We start from the raw sequence: 15,847 nt of genomic DNA, 5'->3' as shown, positions 1-15,847 counted from the left end.
CGCCCGATGCGATCCTCGGGGGATGACCGGGTGCCCCGCCCGGCCTCAGTCGGCCGCGGGTATCTGCGAGGCGGGCTTCGTGGCGCCCACGACCTGGGCGACGAGTCGCCCGGAGGAGAGGATCCCCTCGATGAGATCGCCCTTCTTGACATCCTCCGCGCTCGTGATGACGGCGCCCCCCGGGCGGCGCAGGATCGTGTAGCCGCGATCGAGCACTCCCTGCGGGGACAGCGCCGTCAGGCGCGCCCGCTCGGCTCGCAGATCCGAGGCGGCCAGCGTCAGCGCGTGGTCGAGGCCGCGGCGGATGCGCTCACGGGCGGCGTCGAGCTCGGCGACGCGGTCGCGGATGATGACGGAGGGGTCGGTCATGATCGGGCGGGCGCGCACCTGATCGAGCCCCCGCTGCTCGGCGTCGAGCCGCTGGGCGAGGATTTCCCGCAGGCGGGCGCGGGCGCTGTCCAGACCGACGGTCTCCTGGGCGAGGTCGGGCACGATCCGCCGGGCGGCATCGGTGGGGGTGGAGGCGCGGTAATCGGCCACGAGGTCGAGCAAGGGGCAGTCGGTCTCGTGGCCGATCGCCGAGACCAGTGGGGTGCGTGCCGCGGCGGCCGCGCGCACGAGCCCCTCATCGGAGAAGGGCAGCAGGTCCTCGACGGCGCCGCCGCCGCGCGCCACGACGATGACATCGATCCCCTCCATGGCGTCGAGCTCCCGGATCGCGGCGGTCACCTCCCGCACGGCGCTCGCGCCCTGCACGGCGACCTCGCGGATCTCGAAGGGCAGGCCCGGCCAGCGCAGGCGCGCGTTGACGACGACGTCGTCCTCGGCTTTGGATCCGCGCCCGCAGACGAGCCCGACCCTCCGGGGCAGGAATGGCAGGGGGCGTTTGCGCTCGGCGTCGAACAGGCCCTCGGCGGCGAGGATCCGGCGCAGCTGCTCGATGCGCGCCAAGAGGTCCCCGACGCCGACGAGCCGGACGTCCTCGGCCAGGAGCTGGAGCGTGCCGCGCTTGGTCCAGTACGTGGGGCGGCCCTGGACCACCACGCGGGCGCCGGAGTCCAGGGGCTCGGGCAGGGCGCGGTCGATGGCGGCCAGGGTGCGCGTGTAGAGGGACACGGAGATGGAGACATCGGCGTCGGTGTCCCGCAGGGTGAGGAACTGCATGCCGGCGCCGGGGCGGCGGCTGAACTGGACCACCTGGCCCTCCACCCACACCTGCGTCATCTTGGAGACGTACTCCTCGATCTTCGTGGCCAGCAGGCGCAGGGGCCACGGGTTCTCCGCGGTGGTCTCGCGGGCGAGGCGGGCAAGCGGCCGGGCCCGGCCCGGGGTGGGAGGCTGTGTCACATGCACCACTGTGCCACGGTCCCGTCTGGGGGCCGGAGCGGCGCTGTGGCACAGTGAGACCGTGACAGATACCTCCGCGCCCACCACCGCCCCCGTGATCCCGCCCGCGGGCGGGGCCAAGAGGATCCTCGTGGCCGCCCCGCGCGGCTACTGCGCCGGCGTGGACCGGGCGGTCGACGCCGTCGAGCAGGCCTTGGCCCACTACGGGACGCCGATCTACGTGCGCAAGGAGATCGTCCACAACAAGTACGTCGTGGAGGCCCTGACCAGGCGCGGCGCGATCTTCGTCTCCGAGACCGATGAGGTGCCCGAGGGCGCGCGCGTGGTCTTCTCCGCGCACGGTGTGGCACCGGAGGTGCACGAGCAGGCCGCCGCCCGCCACCTGCAGACGATCGACGCGACCTGCCCCTTGGTGACCAAGGTCCACAAGCAGGCGGTGCGCTTCGCCGGTGACGACTACGACATCATCCTCGTCGGCCACACGGGCCACGAGGAGGTCGAGGGCACGCAGGGCGAGGCGCCCGAGCGCATCCAGGTGGTCAACGGCCCTGAGGAGGTGGACCGCGTGGTGGTGCGCGACCCCTCGAAGGTCGCCTGGATCAGCCAGACCACGCTGTCGGTGGACGAGACCCTGGAGACGGTGCGCCTGCTGCGCGAGCGCTTCCCGGAGCTGATCGACCCGCCCACGGACAACATCTGCTACGCCACTCAGAACCGGCAGGCCGCGGTCAAGGCGATCGCGCCGCATGCCGACGTCATGCTCGTCGTGGGCTCGGGCAACTCCTCGAACTCGGTGCGCCTCAAGGAGGTGGCGCTGGAGGCTGGGGCCCCGGCCGCCTACCGCGTGGACTACGCGCGCGAGATCGACGATGCCTGGTTCGACAGCGCCCGCACCGTGGGCCTGACCAGCGGCGCCTCGGTGCCCGAGATCCTCGTGCGCGAGGTCATCGAGCACTTGGGGGGCCTGGGTTTCACGGACGTCGAGCAGGTGCGCACCGCCACGGAGAAGATCACCTTCTCCCTTCCCAAGAACCTGCGCGCCGACCTCAAGGCCGCTGCCGGCGACTCCGCGCCCGAGCACCGCCGACGCGAGCCCGTCGCCGATCACACCTGCTGACGCCCGGCGACGCGCCCCAGCGCGCTGGTGAGGCGGGGTGCGGGCTCGCTATCCGGCGGCCTCGGCGCGGGGCCGGGAGGCGGCGTCGTCGCCACCGTCGAGCACGGCGGTGGAGCGGGCCTGCGCCCGGGCGCCGTCGAGCACGGCCCAGGTGATCAGGCCCGCGATGAGGCCGGTGATGAGGGCTGCCAGGAGGTGGCAGGAGGGGGAGAGTCGTCGGTCATGGACCGATACACCATGGGTGTCCGGCACCGGGTGTCCGACACCCATGGGGGCATTCAGGATCTTTTCGGGATAGCGCTGCCGTGTTGCATCATGTTCCCATGCCCGTCCCCCTCCTCGCGGCCTCCGCGCCGTCTATCCCGTCCCTGAGCGGCCTCGCCGCCGTGCGCCTGCTCCCTGCTGGTATCTCCGAGATCAGTGTCTTCTCGCCCTGGGCCGTACGGGGGATCGGTGTCGTCGCGCTCATCGCCGTGCTCGCCACCGCCGTCCTCCTATGGGCGCGGATCCGTCCGGGGCGGCGCCGCTTCCCCCGGGCCCTGCTCCTGGGAACGGTGCTCGCCGTCGTCCTGGCCCAGATCCTCGTGGTGAGCGCGATCGGCGCGCGAGCGAATGCGCGCCTGGGCTTCGTGCGAACCATCGGGGACGTTGTCGCCCAGATCAGGGGTGAGCGCGCTTTCGCTGATCGTGGTCCCGCCGTGATCTCCGTCCCCGAGGAGCCCACCTCTGTGCCCGCCGGCCCTCCCGCGACCTCGCCCGCCGATGCGGCCGAGTTCACGCCGATCAAGGGCGGCTCGGACTACACGGGCTTCTCGAAGGCGACCGTGACGGGCCGGCGCAGCGGCGTCACCCAGGAGGTCTGGGTGTGGACGCCTCGCGACTACTCTCCGACCGATGGCGCGACCTACCCCGTGTTCGTCATGCTCCACGGCGATCCCGGCAGTCCCGACGGCGTCGTCACCGCCGTCAAGGCGGCCTCGGCGATGCAGGCGGCGATCGACTCGGGTCGGATGCAGCCGGCGATCCTCGTCCTACCGAGCCTCAACGCCGACCGCCGTCAGACCGCGATGCCGGACTGCGCGGATGTCGTCGGCCGCGCCCAGGTGGGTACGTGGGTCCAGGACGATGTTCCCGCCATTGTGCGCGCCTCCTTCCCCAACGTGAGCCCGAACCGCTCAGGCTGGGCGATCGGGGGCATCTCCTCCGGGGGCTTCTGCTCGACCTGGACGGCGATCATGCGCTCGGATGTCTACGGCTACGAGATCGGCATGTCCGGCTACGACGTCCCCTTCACCGGAGCGATGTCCTCCAGTGACGAGCTCAAGCGCTCCAATGCCCTGAGCACCCTCCTGCGCACCCGCGCCCACCAGAGCCTGCGCATATGGCAGATGGCCGCGCAGGACGACTCGGGCACCGCCGAGCTGCGAGCCAATCTGCCGGCGGCGGTGCCGTCCACGGATACCTTGGAGATGGTGACCCCGCAGTCCGGCGGGCATTCGGCCACCCTGTGGCGCCAGACCTTCCCGACGGCGCTGACATGGTGGGGCTCCCAGTTGAAAACCCCGGTGGCTCCCGATGCGCCGCTGTCGGTCCCGAGCGCCGAGCCGCCCTCGTCCGCCCAGCAGATCCACAGCCCGTCCGGCGGGGATACTGCGACGGGAGCCGGGGACGGGTCCGATACGGGTGCCCGGGGAACGCTCCAGGAGATGTTCACCGGCATCCAGGGGATCGGGACGATCATCCTCGCGTGGATCGTGGCGCTGGCGCTGAGCCTGGCGGCGATCGTCCCATGGCGCGGGGGAGGCATCCCGGGGCTGCGGCGCCGCCTGCGGGGCCTGAGCGGTCTACTGCCGGGCCGCGCGCGCTCGGCGGGGGCGGCGTCGGCGGATGAGCCGTCGAGGACGGGGGCGGCGGAGACGCGGGAGCCCCACGGCGCGCAGGAATCATGGGACCCGCTAGGAGCACCGGAGGGCAGTGCTGAGGACCCCACGCCGGTGGCCTCGCCCGATCCGGGTCGCTCCAGGACGCTCCGGGCCCTCCTGCGGGGCGCCCGCCCGGTGGGCGCGCGCCTGATCGTGCTCGCACTGGCCTGCGTGGCGGGGACGCTCGCGATCGCCCTGGTGGGCAACCGGATCGTCAATTTCTTCCCGACGTGGTCGATCGCCATCCAGGACCTCGTGCTCGCGCTGCCCTGAGGGCAGGCGCTCCCCTCCGGGCCCCGGCAGGACCTGCGATGGCGCCCTCGCCGGTGCGGGATGGGGACGGCGGGCCGCGGGCGTTGGGCGCTCGTGGCGCGAGCGCATCAGCGGGCGCGTTTAGACTCGGCGCGTGGCACTCACTATCGGAATCGTCGGACTGCCCAACGTCGGCAAGTCCACCCTGTTCAACGCCCTGACCCGCGCGACCGTCCTGGCCGCCAACTACCCCTTCGCGACGATCGAGCCGAACGTCGGCGTCGTCCCCCTGCCCGATGAGCGACTGGGGCGCCTGGCGGAGCTGTTCCACAGCGAGCGGGAGGTCCCGGCGACGGTCTCCTTCGTGGATATCGCCGGGATCGTGCGCGGCGCGAGCGAGGGGGAGGGGCTGGGCAACCAGTTCCTGGCGAATATCCGGGAGGCGGACGCGATCTGCATGGTGACGCGGGCCTTCGAGGACCCGGACGTCGTGCACGTGGATGGCGAGGTGGACCCGGCCTCGGATATCGAGACGATCGTTACCGAGCTCGTGCTGGCCGATATCCAGACCCTTGAGAAGGCTGTCCCGCGCCTGGAGAAGGAGGTGCGCGGCAGGAAGACGGACCCGGTGGTGCTGGAGACGGCGAAGGCAGCGCTGGCGATCCTGGGGGAGGGGACGATGCTGTCCGCCGCCGTGGCCTCGGGCGCCGCGGAGAAGATGGGCGTGGATGAGGGGACGCTTCGTTCCTTCCAGCTCATGACCACCAAGCCGGTCATCTACGTGTTCAACATGGATGATGCCGGGCTGGCCGACGAGGCCCGCCAGGCCGAGCTCCGGGCGATGGCGGCGCCCGCGGAGGCGATTTTCTTGGACGCGCAGTTCGAGGCCGAGCTCGTGGAGTTGGACCCCGAGGAGGCCGCGGAGATGCTGCACGAGAACGGGCAGGAGGAGTCCGGCCTGGACAAGCTGGCGCGGGTCGGTTTCGACACCCTGGGCCTGCAAACCTATTTGACGGCGGGGCCGAAGGAGGCCCGCGCCTGGACGATCCGCAAGGGGGCGACGGCACCCCAGGCGGCAGGCGTCATCCACACGGATTTCGAGCGCGGCTTCATCAAGGCGGAGATCGTCTCCTTCGACGATCTCATGGAGTACGGCTCCGTGGCCGAGGCCCGCGCCGCTGGAAGAGTCCGCATGGAGGGCAAGGACTACATCATGGCCGACGGCGACGTCGTGGAGTTCCGGTTCAACGTGTAGGGGACGCCTCCGCGCTGGAACCACTGGCCGGGAACCCCGATGAGAGGGCCCGATGCGCTGACGGGGCGCGTCGGCTGAGCGGGACCGCTTCGCGAGGCGGTCCCGCGGCTGCCGGCGCAACGATCAAGTGAGGACCGAGGTGACGGCAGCCGCCACCGGCCGATCGGTCAGGGAATGGGGGCGCGGAACTGCTGTCCCGCGCCCCCATTCCCTCCTCCCTCCCCGGTGCGGGGATGGGCCGCTCATGCGCCGTGCCCGGCGGCCTCCTTCGATGCGGGGGATCAGATCTTCGCGGCGCGGTACCCGGCGTTCTCCGCGTCAGCGCCGCTGACGAAGCACTCCTCGGCCTTCGTTTGGTCGTAGAAGCGCTGACCGGGGCGGTGATAGATCGTCGACTCGCGATTGCCCTTGATCGGCGCCCAACTCGGGCACGTGTACGTCCCCGGGTTGTAGCGGCTCGCCAGTCGTCCATTCCCGCTGAAGCGGTACCATGTGGCGCCGTCCTGGGCCCAGCCGGTCGCCATCGTTCCATCCGCCTTCAGGTAGTAGTCGCCCACCCACATGCTCGTCGCCATCGCGCCCGACGCCGTCAGGTAGTACCAGTTGCTCCCCGAGCTGATCCACGTCCCTCTCTCCATCGCGCCGGTCGGCGTGAAGTGGTACCAGGAGCCTCCGTCCTGGGCCCAGCCGGTCGCCATCGTTCCATCCGCCTTCAGGTAGTACCAGGTACCGCCCTGTGCGACCCACTGATGGGCTGCCATCCTCCCGGACGGGAGCAGGTAGTACCAGGCGCCGCCCGACTCCAGCCACCTGCCGTACTGCATCGCGCCCGTGGAATCGAAGTAGTACCAGGCCTTGCCATCGTGCGCCCAGCCGGTCGCCATCGCGCCGTCGGGCATCAGGTAGTACCAGAAGCCGTCCGGGGCGATCCACCCCCTCTTGGGCGCGCCCGCCTCGTAGAAGTACCACTTGCCACCGCTTCGCACCCAACCCGCCCAGGCTAGCGGTGCGGGCGCGGGCTGAGGCGCCGTCATCCGGATCGCGGTGGGCGACGCCGTCGCAACGACTGCGGGAGAGGGACTGGGGGAGGGGGCCTCATCCGCGGCTGCTGCTGGAATGGCCAATCCCAGCAGTGAGAGCGCGGAGATCGCCCCGATAGCCGATCGACGAAGGTGATTCATGGGATTCCTCCATATGGTGGCCCGTGCGCCGCCTCTGATGGCGGAGCATGCGGGTAAGAGCCGGAATCTTGACCGTGCCTTGGGAAATCAGGGAGGGGAATGCAAGGATGAGAGCTCTCATGGGGAGTGTACGGCACCCCCCATGGGGCGATCCGCATGGCCAGGGAGGACTCTTGCCGGTGCCGACCTCGCCCGGGATCGTGCGTCCCCCTACACGGTCACCGCCATCCGGCGGGGCCCGTGCGCATGGAGCCGACCGAACCGCAGGTACCGTCTCGTCCCGTCCTTGCGCCCTCAAACTGCAAGGATGAGACGGTATCTGCGGGCTGAGACGGTAACGCCGGGCTGGGGCCGCGCCATCGGACCGCCGGCGTCCGCAGAGCGATCGTCATGCGCTGGACATATGACTGATGCCTACTCTTCTGCGGTCCCCGGCCGGGCCCCTGCCCGAGCCGTGGCCCGAACGCCAAGGGACGGCACGACGAACTCCTAGGGGGACTCATGATCAGGGTCGCGATCAACGGATACGGCAACCTCGGGCGGGGCGCGGAGCAGGCCATCTCGAAGAGCGAGGACATGGAGCTCGTCGTCGTCTTCACCCGCCGCGATCCCGCCTCGGTCACCACCCAGGGCGCCCCCGTCGCCCGCATCGACGACATGCCCGCCTGGGCGGACAAGGTGGACGTCTGCCTCAACTGCGGGGGCTCGGCCACCGACCTCGCCGAGCAGGGCCCCGCCGCGGCCGCTCACTTCACCACCGTCGACTCCTTCGACACCCACGCCGAGATCCCCAGCTACTTCGCTTCCGTCGACGCCGCAGCGAAGGCCTCCGGACACCTCGCCATCATCTCCACGGGCTGGGACCCGGGCCTGTTCTCCATGCTGCGCGTCCTGGGGGACTCGGTCCTCCCCGACGGCACCACCACCACCTTCTGGGGCCCCGGCGTCTCCCAGGGCCACTCCGACGCCGTGCGCCGCATCGAGGGCGTGCTCGACGCCCGCCAGTACACGCTGCCGGTCGCCGAGACCGTCGACGCCGTCAAGGCCGGTGAGGACGTCGAGCTCACCACCCGCTCCATGCACCGCCGCGACTGCTACGTGGTGGCCGCCGAGGGCGCTGATCTCGCTCGCATCGAGAAGGAGATCGTCGAGATGCCCAACTATTTCGCCGACTACGACACCACCGTCACCTTCATCTCCGAGCAGGAGATGGCCGCCAAGCACGCCGGCATTCCGCACGGCGGCACCGTCATCCGCCGCGGCCGGACCTCCGATGGCGTGGCCGAGCGCATCACCTTCGAACTTGCTCTCGACTCCAACCCCGAATTCACCGGCTCCGTCGTGTCCGCCATGGGCCGCGCCGCCGCCCGCATGGCCGCACGCGGCCAGACCGGCGCGCGCACCGTCTTCGACGTCACCCTCGCCGACTTGTCCCCGAAGGACCCCGCCGAGCTCCGCGCCTACTACCTCTGAGCACTGGACCTCAGCCGATCACGGTTGCGGCGGAACAAGGTGAGGTACGGGTGGGCGGCGTCGAGCACGGCCTCGGCGTCGCTCACCAGCGCCTCGTCCAGGGAGCGCGCCCGAGGAATGTCACCGGCCGCCTCGCAAGCCCGGGCGAGATTGTTCCGCGCCGACAGCGCATCGGGATGCCTTCGGCCCAGTATCCCTGCGGCGTCGTCGACGATCCGCTCATGGAGAACCACCGCCTCGCGCGCCCGACCCGCGTCCGCGCAGGCGCCGGCCAGGGCGCTGCGGGCGGTGAGCGACTGGGGAGCTTCCGCTCCGAGCAGCCTCTCGGTCCCGGCGACTACCTGCTCCAGCAGCGTCACCGCCGAGGCCGGATCCCCAGCCGCGCGGTGGGCCCGGGCCAGATGGAAGCGCGCGCCCAGCACCCGGTGATCCTCCGGCCCCAGCTCGCGGGACAGCTCGGCGACGGCGCCCGCGAGCGCGATCGCCTCCTGCGGGCGACCGGCCGCCGTCGCATCGCGCAGCGCGTCGACAAGAGCGGCGCCGTCGTCGTACCCCTCGCCGGGCGCTGGATTCTGCGCACCCCCGTGCATATGCGTGCTCATGGGGATACTGCTCCTCTCTCAGGTGATGGGCCACCGCAGTGAACGGTACCGTTGTTCGTCACCGCCCCAGGAGCACGCCATGTCGATCAGTGCCACCGGGGCCCATCGTGCTCCGCTCCCGCGTCGCGCCCCGTCGGTCCCGCTGGATGACGCAGGCCGACGGGTGGCGCCGGGGCGATCAGCCGAAGTAGGCGCGCATCATCTCCGCCAGGCTCGTGCCGTAGCCGGGGTCGGTCGCCCAGCCGACGCGGGCTGGGTTCTCCTTGATCCCCAGGTATTGCACGTACGGTGCGGTGCCCTTGCGCACATAGGAGAATCGCGGGTCCACCACCGGGTGAGCGAGCGAGGACGCTGAAACGGAGGAATCGGCGTAGGCGCGCAGATGCTGTACCTGGGCGCGTAGGCCGGTCCTCACGTCCGCGAAGGAGGCGCCGCGGACACCGCCGCCCGTGGCCCCCAGACCCCCGAAGTTGAACTGGCCGATGCTCACATCGCCGCCGAAGCGCAGCCAGGCGGTCTCCTTCATCACCTGGCAGAACAGCAGTTCGGGGCTCACCCCCTCCGACGTCGCCTCGTCGTAGATGATCCCCGCAAACGCCTCGATCGTGGGCGCGCCCCCAGCGCTGAGCGCCGACGACGGGTAGGGACTGCCGGAGGAGCGGTAGGCGCTCGCCATCGAGGAGATGAGTGCCTCCCGGCTCGATGACGGCGCGGTGAGCACCGGGGTCAAGTCGGCATAGCCCAGCCATGCGCCATTGGCGGCGAAGCGAGAGGAGCGCCCGTCGACGGGCACGGTGCCCGTGGCCATCGCCCCCGAGCCGTAGAGGTAGTACCAGGTGGTCCCCTCCTTCAGCCAGCCGGTGGTCATCGCGCCCGAGGTGGGGGCGAGGTGGTACCAGTGCCCGCCGTCGAACAGCCAGCCGGTGGCCATGGCACCGGAACCGGTGAGGTAGTACCAGGTGGTCCCCTCCTTCAGCCAGCCGGTGGCCATGGCACCGGAACCGGTGAGGTAGTACCAGTGCCCGCCGTCCTTCACCCAGCCGGTGGCCATGGCGCCCGAGCCGGTGAGGTAGTACCAGCGCCCGCCGTCGAACAGCCAGCCGAGCGTCCTCGCCCCATTGAGACCGAAGTGGTACCACTGGCCGCCCCTCGCAACCCATCCGGTGGCCCGCGCGTGGGCAACGGCGGCGGGTGGCGCGGCGACGGCCGTGCTGGCGGGAATGGCGATACCGCCGAGCGCTGTGACGGCGAGGGTCAACGATGCGGCCGATGAGAGGGTGCGGGACGGCATGAAGGGCCTTTCGAGTCGAGGAGCACAAGCGTGGGACAGATGCGACTCCAGGGATGGGTGAGATCTATTATGTCAATGGATTCCCTGTGCGCTCAGGCAGCCCTGTGGACGACGACATCGGCCCCGTCTCGCTTGGAGGAGACGGGGCCGATATCTGTTGCGCGAAAAGGGCCTACGAGAGGCCCTGCTGCTGGTACGGCGAGGGCTGATCGCCCCCGCCCGCCCACGCATCCGGCTCGTCCCGCACCGCGAAGGTGAGGTGGAGGACCGAGATGAGCAGGAGGATCGCGCCGCTGACCGCCAGGAGGATCGCGCCAGAGCCGACGGAGGCGCCCGTGGCCCCCTCCAGGTCCGGTGCGTCCCCGGAGAATCGGATGATGTTCCGGAAGCCGTCGCTGACCGCCAGGAGGGCGGATACGGTGCTCGCGATCCCCGTGAGGATTAGCCGAGACCGCTGCGGGGTGATGATCGCGGCGAGGGCGATGCCGGTCGCGATGATGAAGACCGCCAGGAGCATGAGCGCCTCTTGGAGGCCGTCCCCGTTCCAGTAGTTGAACGACCAGGTCCCAGTGTCGAAGGTGATGGTGACGATTGGCAGGAAGGTCGAGACGAGGCACAGGATGGACAGGACCGGCACGGCGTACAGCAGGAGGCGGCGCCAGAGGGAGGCGGCCCCGTTCTCGTCCCGTGGGAAGGACCTCTCTGAGGCGGGCTGGTCGCCCCCCGAGGGCACAGCGAAGGCGGGGATAAGAGGTTCAGGTGACGTCCGGGGCGCGCTGCTCCTGACGGGATCGGCACTGGGGCCCGACGGCGCCTCACCACTGCCGGGGGCGCCGGGCATTGCCGCCGCGGGGGCAGTGGGCTCAGAGGCGGCGGGGACCTCCATGCCCGGAACCGCGGTGATGATCTCCGGGGCGGACGCGGGCGGGATGATCTCGGGGGCGGAGTGCGCCGAGCGGGCCGAATGCACCGAGACGACGGCGGGTGAGACGATATTGCCGACCGGGGTCGCCGTGTCGTCCGCCGACGCCGAGGCAGCGCCTGAGGCTGAGCGCGACGACGGTTCCGAGGCCGTTGCCGATGCGGCGGAGGCCCACGTGGAATCTGCCGCGGCGCCGTCGTCCGACACCGCCCGCTCCGCGGTCGACTGCTCGGCCGCCTCGGACTCCAGGAGGGCGGCCCGCTGCTCGATCCACACGGCGAGCTCCGGGTAGCAGGCCGGGTGCTTGCGCACGAGCGGATGCAGATCCGGGCGGAACTGGGCGATCCGGGCGAGATCCATTTGGGTGATCGCAGGGTTCGCGAGGTCGGCAGGGGTGCACGACATCGGATCAAGGACGGTCATGAGATCTCCTGTAGGGGTTCTCCACTGAGGCCACGGTACCGCGTCCCTCGCGCCGGAAGACAGCCCCGCAGGCGCCGGGCCCGCCGCCCCAGCGTCGTGGGCCCTAGCCGAGCCAGGCGCCCGAGGGGGAGAAGGAGTGTGCTACGCGGTCGATCATGACCCTGCCCGTGGCCAGGGATCCGGAACCGGTGAGGTAGTACCAGGTGCCGCCCTGGTAGAGCCAGCTGTTGGCCCGCATCGCACCGGAGTCGTCGAGGTAGTACCAGGTGGTCCCGTCCTTCAGCCAGCCGGTGGACATCGCGCCGCTGTCCCCCACGTGATACCAGGAAGCGCCTGAACGGATCCATCTGCTTGTGGACATGGCGCCTGAGGCGCCGAGGTGGTACCAGGCGGCTCTACTGGCCACCCATTGGTTGGCGGCCATCCGTCCGGAACCGGGGGCGAGGTAGTACCAGGAGGAGCCGTCCTGCGCCCAGCCGGTCCTCATCGAGCCATCCGCTCCCAGGTAGTACCAGGAGGAGCCGTCCTTCAGCCAGCCGGTGGACATCGCGCCGTCGGGACCCAGGAAGTACCAGCCTCCCCTCCAACTCACCCAGTCGCTCTCAGTGGCGTAGGGGCTGTTGGAGAACCAGTAGTAGCTCCCGTCGCTGCGTCTCCAACCGGTGAGCGCGGTGGCGACGCCGTGCCGGTAGGCCGCGACGCGGGGACTGCCCGACCAACGGGTGCGCAGGACGAGCCCGCCGCTCGTGGCGTCGACGTCGGCGAGGTGGACGCCGTCGTCGGCGAGGGCGACGACGAAGCTGATGCGCCCGGATGCGCGGACCTCATCCGCTGAGTACCACCTGGTGCCGAGGCGGTCCAGGATGCGCTGGGTGGCGGGCGACAGGGCTCGGAAGCGCCCGGTCTGGAAGGCGATCTCGGGGCGCAGCGCGGTCAGGAAGCCCTCGCTGCTGGAGGAGATGGAGCCGTGATGGCCGAGCTTGAGGACGTCGACGTCGCCGATCAGCGGGGCCAGGCGGTCCTCGTCGCCGTAGAAGTTCTCGATGTCCGATGCCAGGAACGCCGAGCGCCCATGGGCAGTGACCTTGACGCCCCAGGCGCTCTCGTTGGCGTCGTAGATATAAGGGGGCTGCTTGTAGGACTCGTCGTAGTTGACGATCTCGATGCGCATGTCCCCGAAGTCGAAGGTGGGAGACGCTGTGGTGGGTGCGCTGGGGTCGGGCGCGACGGGGGCGCCGGGGACCAGGTGCTGGATGAGAGCGGAGCCGTGCTCGGCGCGGGCCCTGCCCGCCGCTGCGATCATCCGGTCGTAGACGTACTGGTTGTCCCACAGCTTGCGCGGGTTGTTGATCCAGGCGTCGGAGTACTCGGGGGCGTAGATCCGCTTCGGATGGTACTTCTCGATGACGGTGTCGGCGGTGCCGATGTGGTCGGAGTGGGCGTGGGTGCCGATGTAGAACTCGAGGTTGTCGGGGCTCACGCCGAGCTCGTCGAGGTAGGCCCACATGGCGTCCTCGTCCGGCGCCCCTTGGGCCACCCCTGGGCGCAGGGGGTAACGGGGGTCATCGCCCCGGGGATAGTCCTTGTCCTCTCCGGAGTCGACGAGCGCGAAGCGCCCGTTGCTCTCCAGCACGATGACATCGGAGTCGATGAAGGACAGGATGTGGATCGACTCCTCGGTCGAAGCGAGGGGCGAAGTAGGCGGAGCGGAGGCGGAGGCGGGGGCCGAGCCGATGGCGGCCAGTGCGGCGCCGACGAGTACCGGCGCGATCGTGCGGAGGGCCCGGCGCAAGGCGCGGCTGGAGGCGCCCTGGGATCTTGGTTCGCTGTTGGATTCGGGCATAGCCATATCAGTCTCCTCGGGATGCCCCGCTCCCGCCTGGGGAGGGCGGAGTGCGGGGGAGGTGCGCCACTGCCGGATCTGGGAGCGTGGCGTCGGGCGAGGATACCTGGGCGGATCGTCCTCACAGGTTGTGGTTCCCCGTGATTCCAGTGATTTTCGGCATGAAGCGCGAGGTCGGGCGGTCCGGTGTGAGATACGCGTCGATGGTCGCGGCTCGGCGAGTGGCATCGGGCTCGGGATCGATGCGGGGCGCGACGAGCATGCCGGCGCCGGTGGCGCCTCCCCATTCGGGACCCGGGCGCGCCTGTCTAGGCTGAGGCCATGACGAACTCGACGCCCTCCGGGCCCATCGACGGGATCCTCGCGGCGGCCGCCGCCGACTGGGCCGGGGAGGCCGCCGCGGGCCCGGGCACTGCCCCCGGAGCTCCCGGAGCCGCCGCTCTCGCCGCGGCCCTGGCCGACGGGCGCCTCATGCTCTGGCAGGCCGATGCCCGCGACACCCACCGCGTCGCCCGGCTCCTGGCACTGCGCGGGACCACGATCCAGGAGGCACTCGAGGCCGCCCCCGGCATGATCGACTCGATCCCCGTGCTCGTCCTCGCCTCCTTGGAGGACCCCGCCCATCCCGACGACGTCGACGCCGCGATCTCCGTGGCCCTCGCGGGCGCCTTCCTCCTGCCCGCCGACCCCGACGAGGGCCGGGAAGCCTCCTGGATGGTCACCGGTCTCATCCTCGACCCAGCCGCCAAGACCCGCCCCATCGGCCGCGATCTTCTCGAGGGCCTCGCCGAGGCGGTCGACATCGCAGACCCCGGCGCCCCACTGTGGGCTTTCGTCGAGGCCGGCGAGCACGCCGTCGTCGCCAGCCACCTCGCCGCCGGCTTCAAGAAGGTGGAGCAGCGCCCTCACTACGCAGGCATCACCTTCCCCACCGGTGATGGCGCACTGCTCGTCCGCGAGCCCCGGGCGCGCCCGGAGGAAGAAGGGTCCGACGGCGCGGCCTGAACCACCCCGCCGGACCTCCCGCCGTCCGCGGCTGTCAGCGGCTGACCGGCCGGGGATCGGTCAGCCGCACGGCGTCGCGCGGGACCTCGTACTCCACTCCCGGGTAGCGCCCGAACTGCTCCTCCGCAGCCACCCGTGGCCGGGTGGCGTCCATAACGGCGAGGACTTGCCCCGGTGTCGGCCATGTCCTGCTGCCATCGCGGCCCACGGGGCTGATCGGCCCGGCGAGGACGCCCTGCTTCGGACGGACCATGAGCCGGCCCGGCCGACTGCGGTCCCGCAGGGCGTGCGCGCGCCAGGTCAGCGCCGGGTGGCTCGTCCACCAGGAGGCGACGTGGAGCCAGAAGCCCCGCTCCGTCACGGCGCGGTCGGCCAGCGCATGGAAGTTCACCTGCGCCCCCAGGTACTTCCCGGCCGCGATCAGTCCTATCGTGCCGGGAACGCCCTGCGGAGACGCCGCGTAGCCGTGGTTGTCCGCCGTGTACTCCTGGGCGCGGCTCAGGGCCGACCCGATGATCGGGATCTGCATGCCCAGTGTCGTGATCGCCAGGCGCAGGAAGGAGGCGTGGCCCGCGGCCAGGTGCCCCACCTCATGATTGATGACGAAGCGCAGCGCCTCCGGATCGCGCGCCGAGCCGCCCACCTCGAACAGGTCGGAGTGGATGATGACGTAGCGGCGGAGCCCGTGCCCAGTGGCGAAGGCGTTGATCGTCCCATTGCCGGGCACCACATAGGCGTCCGGCACGCGCCGTAGCCCGAAATTGTGCGCGGCCTCCACGACCATCCGGTACCCCTCGGGGAACTGCGTGACGCTCATCTGCACCCCCTGCGCGCGCTGCTGCGCATACAGGATGGCGCGCGCCGCCCACAGGAGGATCGGGAGGAGGGGGATGAGGAGGAGGTACTGGTCCAGAGAGTTCGTGATGTACGAGCGCACCTCCGCCCCTACCCCAGTGGGCTCGGGGTCGACGATCAACCAGGCGATGAAGCCCAACCATGAGGCGTAGACGCCCAGTGTCAGCAGCCCGCAGACTGCCATGAGAGGGAGCTCCTTGGGATGGCGCAACGCACGGATCCCGAACCATCCGTGGATGGTCGCCCCATTGAAGAGGGCGGGGGGCTCCACCGGTGGCTGGACCGTCTGGGGGACCCGAGCGGCGGAGGTCATTCCGGTGGGGGCGCCCGGCGCCGTGCCCGGCGTGGGGCTCTGCGAG

12 protein-coding genes and 1 pseudogene are annotated in these 15,847 nt (G+C 70.7%); 5 read left to right on the top strand and 8 right to left on the bottom strand.

What is annotated here, in order from left to right:
• Positions 1-45 precede the first annotated feature (45 nt).
• Positions 46-1,356, bottom strand: coding sequence for an exodeoxyribonuclease VII large subunit (xseA, locus tag B1H50_RS07680; protein WP_080463201.1), 1,311 nt, complete (start codon positions 1,354-1,356; stop codon positions 46-48).
• Between the two features lie 52 nt (positions 1,357-1,408).
• On the opposite strand from xseA, the gene B1H50_RS07675 reads away from it, so the two are divergent.
• A complete protein-coding gene (locus B1H50_RS07675; protein ID WP_229657988.1) occupies positions 1,409-2,464 on the top strand; it encodes a 4-hydroxy-3-methylbut-2-enyl diphosphate reductase in 1,056 nt (351 codons plus the stop codon).
• A 48-nt stretch (positions 2,465-2,512) separates the two neighbouring features.
• On the opposite strand, the gene B1H50_RS07670 is transcribed toward B1H50_RS07675, so the two are convergent.
• Positions 2,513-2,734 (bottom strand): hypothetical protein, encoded by a 222-nt coding sequence (locus B1H50_RS07670; RefSeq protein WP_080463200.1) that lies wholly within the window; start codon positions 2,732-2,734, stop codon positions 2,513-2,515.
• A 53-nt stretch (positions 2,735-2,787) separates the two neighbouring features.
• Here B1H50_RS07670 and B1H50_RS07665 point away from each other — a divergent pair, with 53 nt between their 5' ends.
• Both B1H50_RS07665 and ychF read left to right on the top strand, forming a co-directional pair.
• Positions 2,788-4,659: an alpha/beta hydrolase gene (locus B1H50_RS07665; protein ID WP_080463199.1), complete on the top strand. Its 1,872-nt coding sequence runs from the start codon at positions 2,788-2,790 to the stop codon at positions 4,657-4,659.
• A gap of 133 nt (positions 4,660-4,792) precedes the next feature.
• On the top strand, positions 4,793-5,893 hold the full coding sequence (gene ychF, locus B1H50_RS07660; protein WP_080463198.1) for a redox-regulated ATPase YchF: 1,101 nt from the start codon (positions 4,793-4,795) through the stop codon (positions 5,891-5,893).
• Positions 5,894-6,174: 281 nt separating this feature from the next.
• On the opposite strand, the gene B1H50_RS07655 is transcribed toward ychF, so the two are convergent.
• Positions 6,175-6,879, bottom strand: coding sequence for a sunset domain-containing protein (locus B1H50_RS07655; RefSeq protein WP_229657987.1), 705 nt, complete (start codon positions 6,877-6,879; stop codon positions 6,175-6,177).
• A gap of 696 nt (positions 6,880-7,575) precedes the next feature.
• On the opposite strand from B1H50_RS07655, the gene B1H50_RS07650 reads away from it, so the two are divergent.
• A complete protein-coding gene (locus tag B1H50_RS07650; protein WP_080463196.1) occupies positions 7,576-8,547 on the top strand; it encodes a diaminopimelate dehydrogenase in 972 nt (323 codons plus the stop codon).
• Here B1H50_RS07650 and B1H50_RS07645 read toward each other — a convergent pair.
• The 4 genes and pseudogenes from B1H50_RS07645 to B1H50_RS07630 all read right to left on the bottom strand — a co-directional run bounded on the left by B1H50_RS07645 (position 8,538) and on the right by B1H50_RS07630 (position 13,634).
• Complete coding sequence (locus tag B1H50_RS07645; RefSeq protein WP_080463195.1) at positions 8,538-9,149, bottom strand: tetratricopeptide repeat protein; 612 nt, start codon at positions 9,147-9,149, stop codon at positions 8,538-8,540. The two genes, B1H50_RS07650 and B1H50_RS07645, sit on opposite strands and share 10 nt — an antisense overlap.
• Positions 9,150-9,327: 178 nt before the next feature.
• Positions 9,328-10,317: pseudogene (locus tag B1H50_RS07640) on the bottom strand (glucosaminidase domain-containing protein); the annotation flags it as partial.
• A gap of 295 nt (positions 10,318-10,612) precedes the next feature.
• Positions 10,613-11,785 (bottom strand): variant leucine-rich repeat-containing protein, encoded by a 1,173-nt coding sequence (locus B1H50_RS07635; protein WP_080463193.1) that lies wholly within the window; start codon positions 11,783-11,785, stop codon positions 10,613-10,615.
• 103 nt (positions 11,786-11,888) lie between these two features.
• Positions 11,889-13,634, bottom strand: coding sequence for an MBL fold metallo-hydrolase (locus B1H50_RS07630; RefSeq protein ID WP_158082836.1), 1,746 nt, complete (start codon positions 13,632-13,634; stop codon positions 11,889-11,891).
• Positions 13,635-13,949: 315 nt separating this feature from the next.
• Between B1H50_RS07630 and B1H50_RS09625 the strand changes: the two genes are divergently transcribed.
• Positions 13,950-14,633 carry a hypothetical protein gene (locus B1H50_RS09625; protein ID WP_143231773.1) on the top strand — a complete coding sequence of 228 codons (684 nt, stop codon included), beginning with the start codon at positions 13,950-13,952 and terminating at the stop codon, positions 14,631-14,633.
• Positions 14,634-14,667: 34 nt separating this feature from the next.
• On the opposite strand, the gene B1H50_RS07620 is transcribed toward B1H50_RS09625, so the two are convergent.
• Positions 14,668-15,801 carry a M48 family metallopeptidase gene (locus tag B1H50_RS07620; RefSeq protein WP_080463241.1) on the bottom strand — a complete coding sequence of 378 codons (1,134 nt, stop codon included), beginning with the start codon at positions 15,799-15,801 and terminating at the stop codon, positions 14,668-14,670.
• Between the last annotated feature and the right edge of the window lie 46 nt (positions 15,802-15,847).

It is taken from the genome of Actinomyces gaoshouyii (genome assembly GCF_002072175.1).
Classification (GTDB): Bacteria; Actinomycetota; Actinomycetes; order Actinomycetales; family Actinomycetaceae; genus Actinomyces; species Actinomyces gaoshouyii.
The sequence above is the reverse complement of the archived record's forward strand: the minus strand, read 5'-3'. Positions and strand labels throughout refer to the sequence as shown.

Bases quoted from the DNA above. Each gene is read 5' to 3' on its own strand.
- B1H50_RS07670 (WP_080463200.1), bottom strand. From the start codon at position 2,734: ATGGGTGTCGGACACCCGGTGCCGGACACCCATGGTGTATCGGTCCAT.
- B1H50_RS07665 (WP_080463199.1), top strand. From the start codon at position 2,788: ATGCCCGTCCCCCTCCTCGCGGCCTCCGCGCCGTCTATCCCGTCCCTG.
- B1H50_RS07650 (WP_080463196.1), top strand. From the start codon at position 7,576: ATGATCAGGGTCGCGATCAACGGATACGGCAACCTCGGGCGGGGCGCG.
- B1H50_RS07645 (WP_080463195.1), bottom strand. From the start codon at position 9,149: ATGAGCACGCATATGCACGGGGGTGCGCAGAATCCAGCGCCCGGCGAG.
- B1H50_RS07635 (WP_080463193.1), bottom strand. From the start codon at position 11,785: ATGACCGTCCTTGATCCGATGTCGTGCACCCCTGCCGACCTCGCGAAC.
- B1H50_RS07630 (WP_158082836.1), bottom strand. From the start codon at position 13,634: ATGGCTATGCCCGAATCCAACAGCGAACCAAGATCCCAGGGCGCCTCC.
- B1H50_RS09625 (WP_143231773.1), top strand. From the start codon at position 13,950: ATGACGAACTCGACGCCCTCCGGGCCCATCGACGGGATCCTCGCGGCG.
- B1H50_RS07620 (WP_080463241.1), bottom strand. From the start codon at position 15,801: ATGACCTCCGCCGCTCGGGTCCCCCAGACGGTCCAGCCACCGGTGGAG.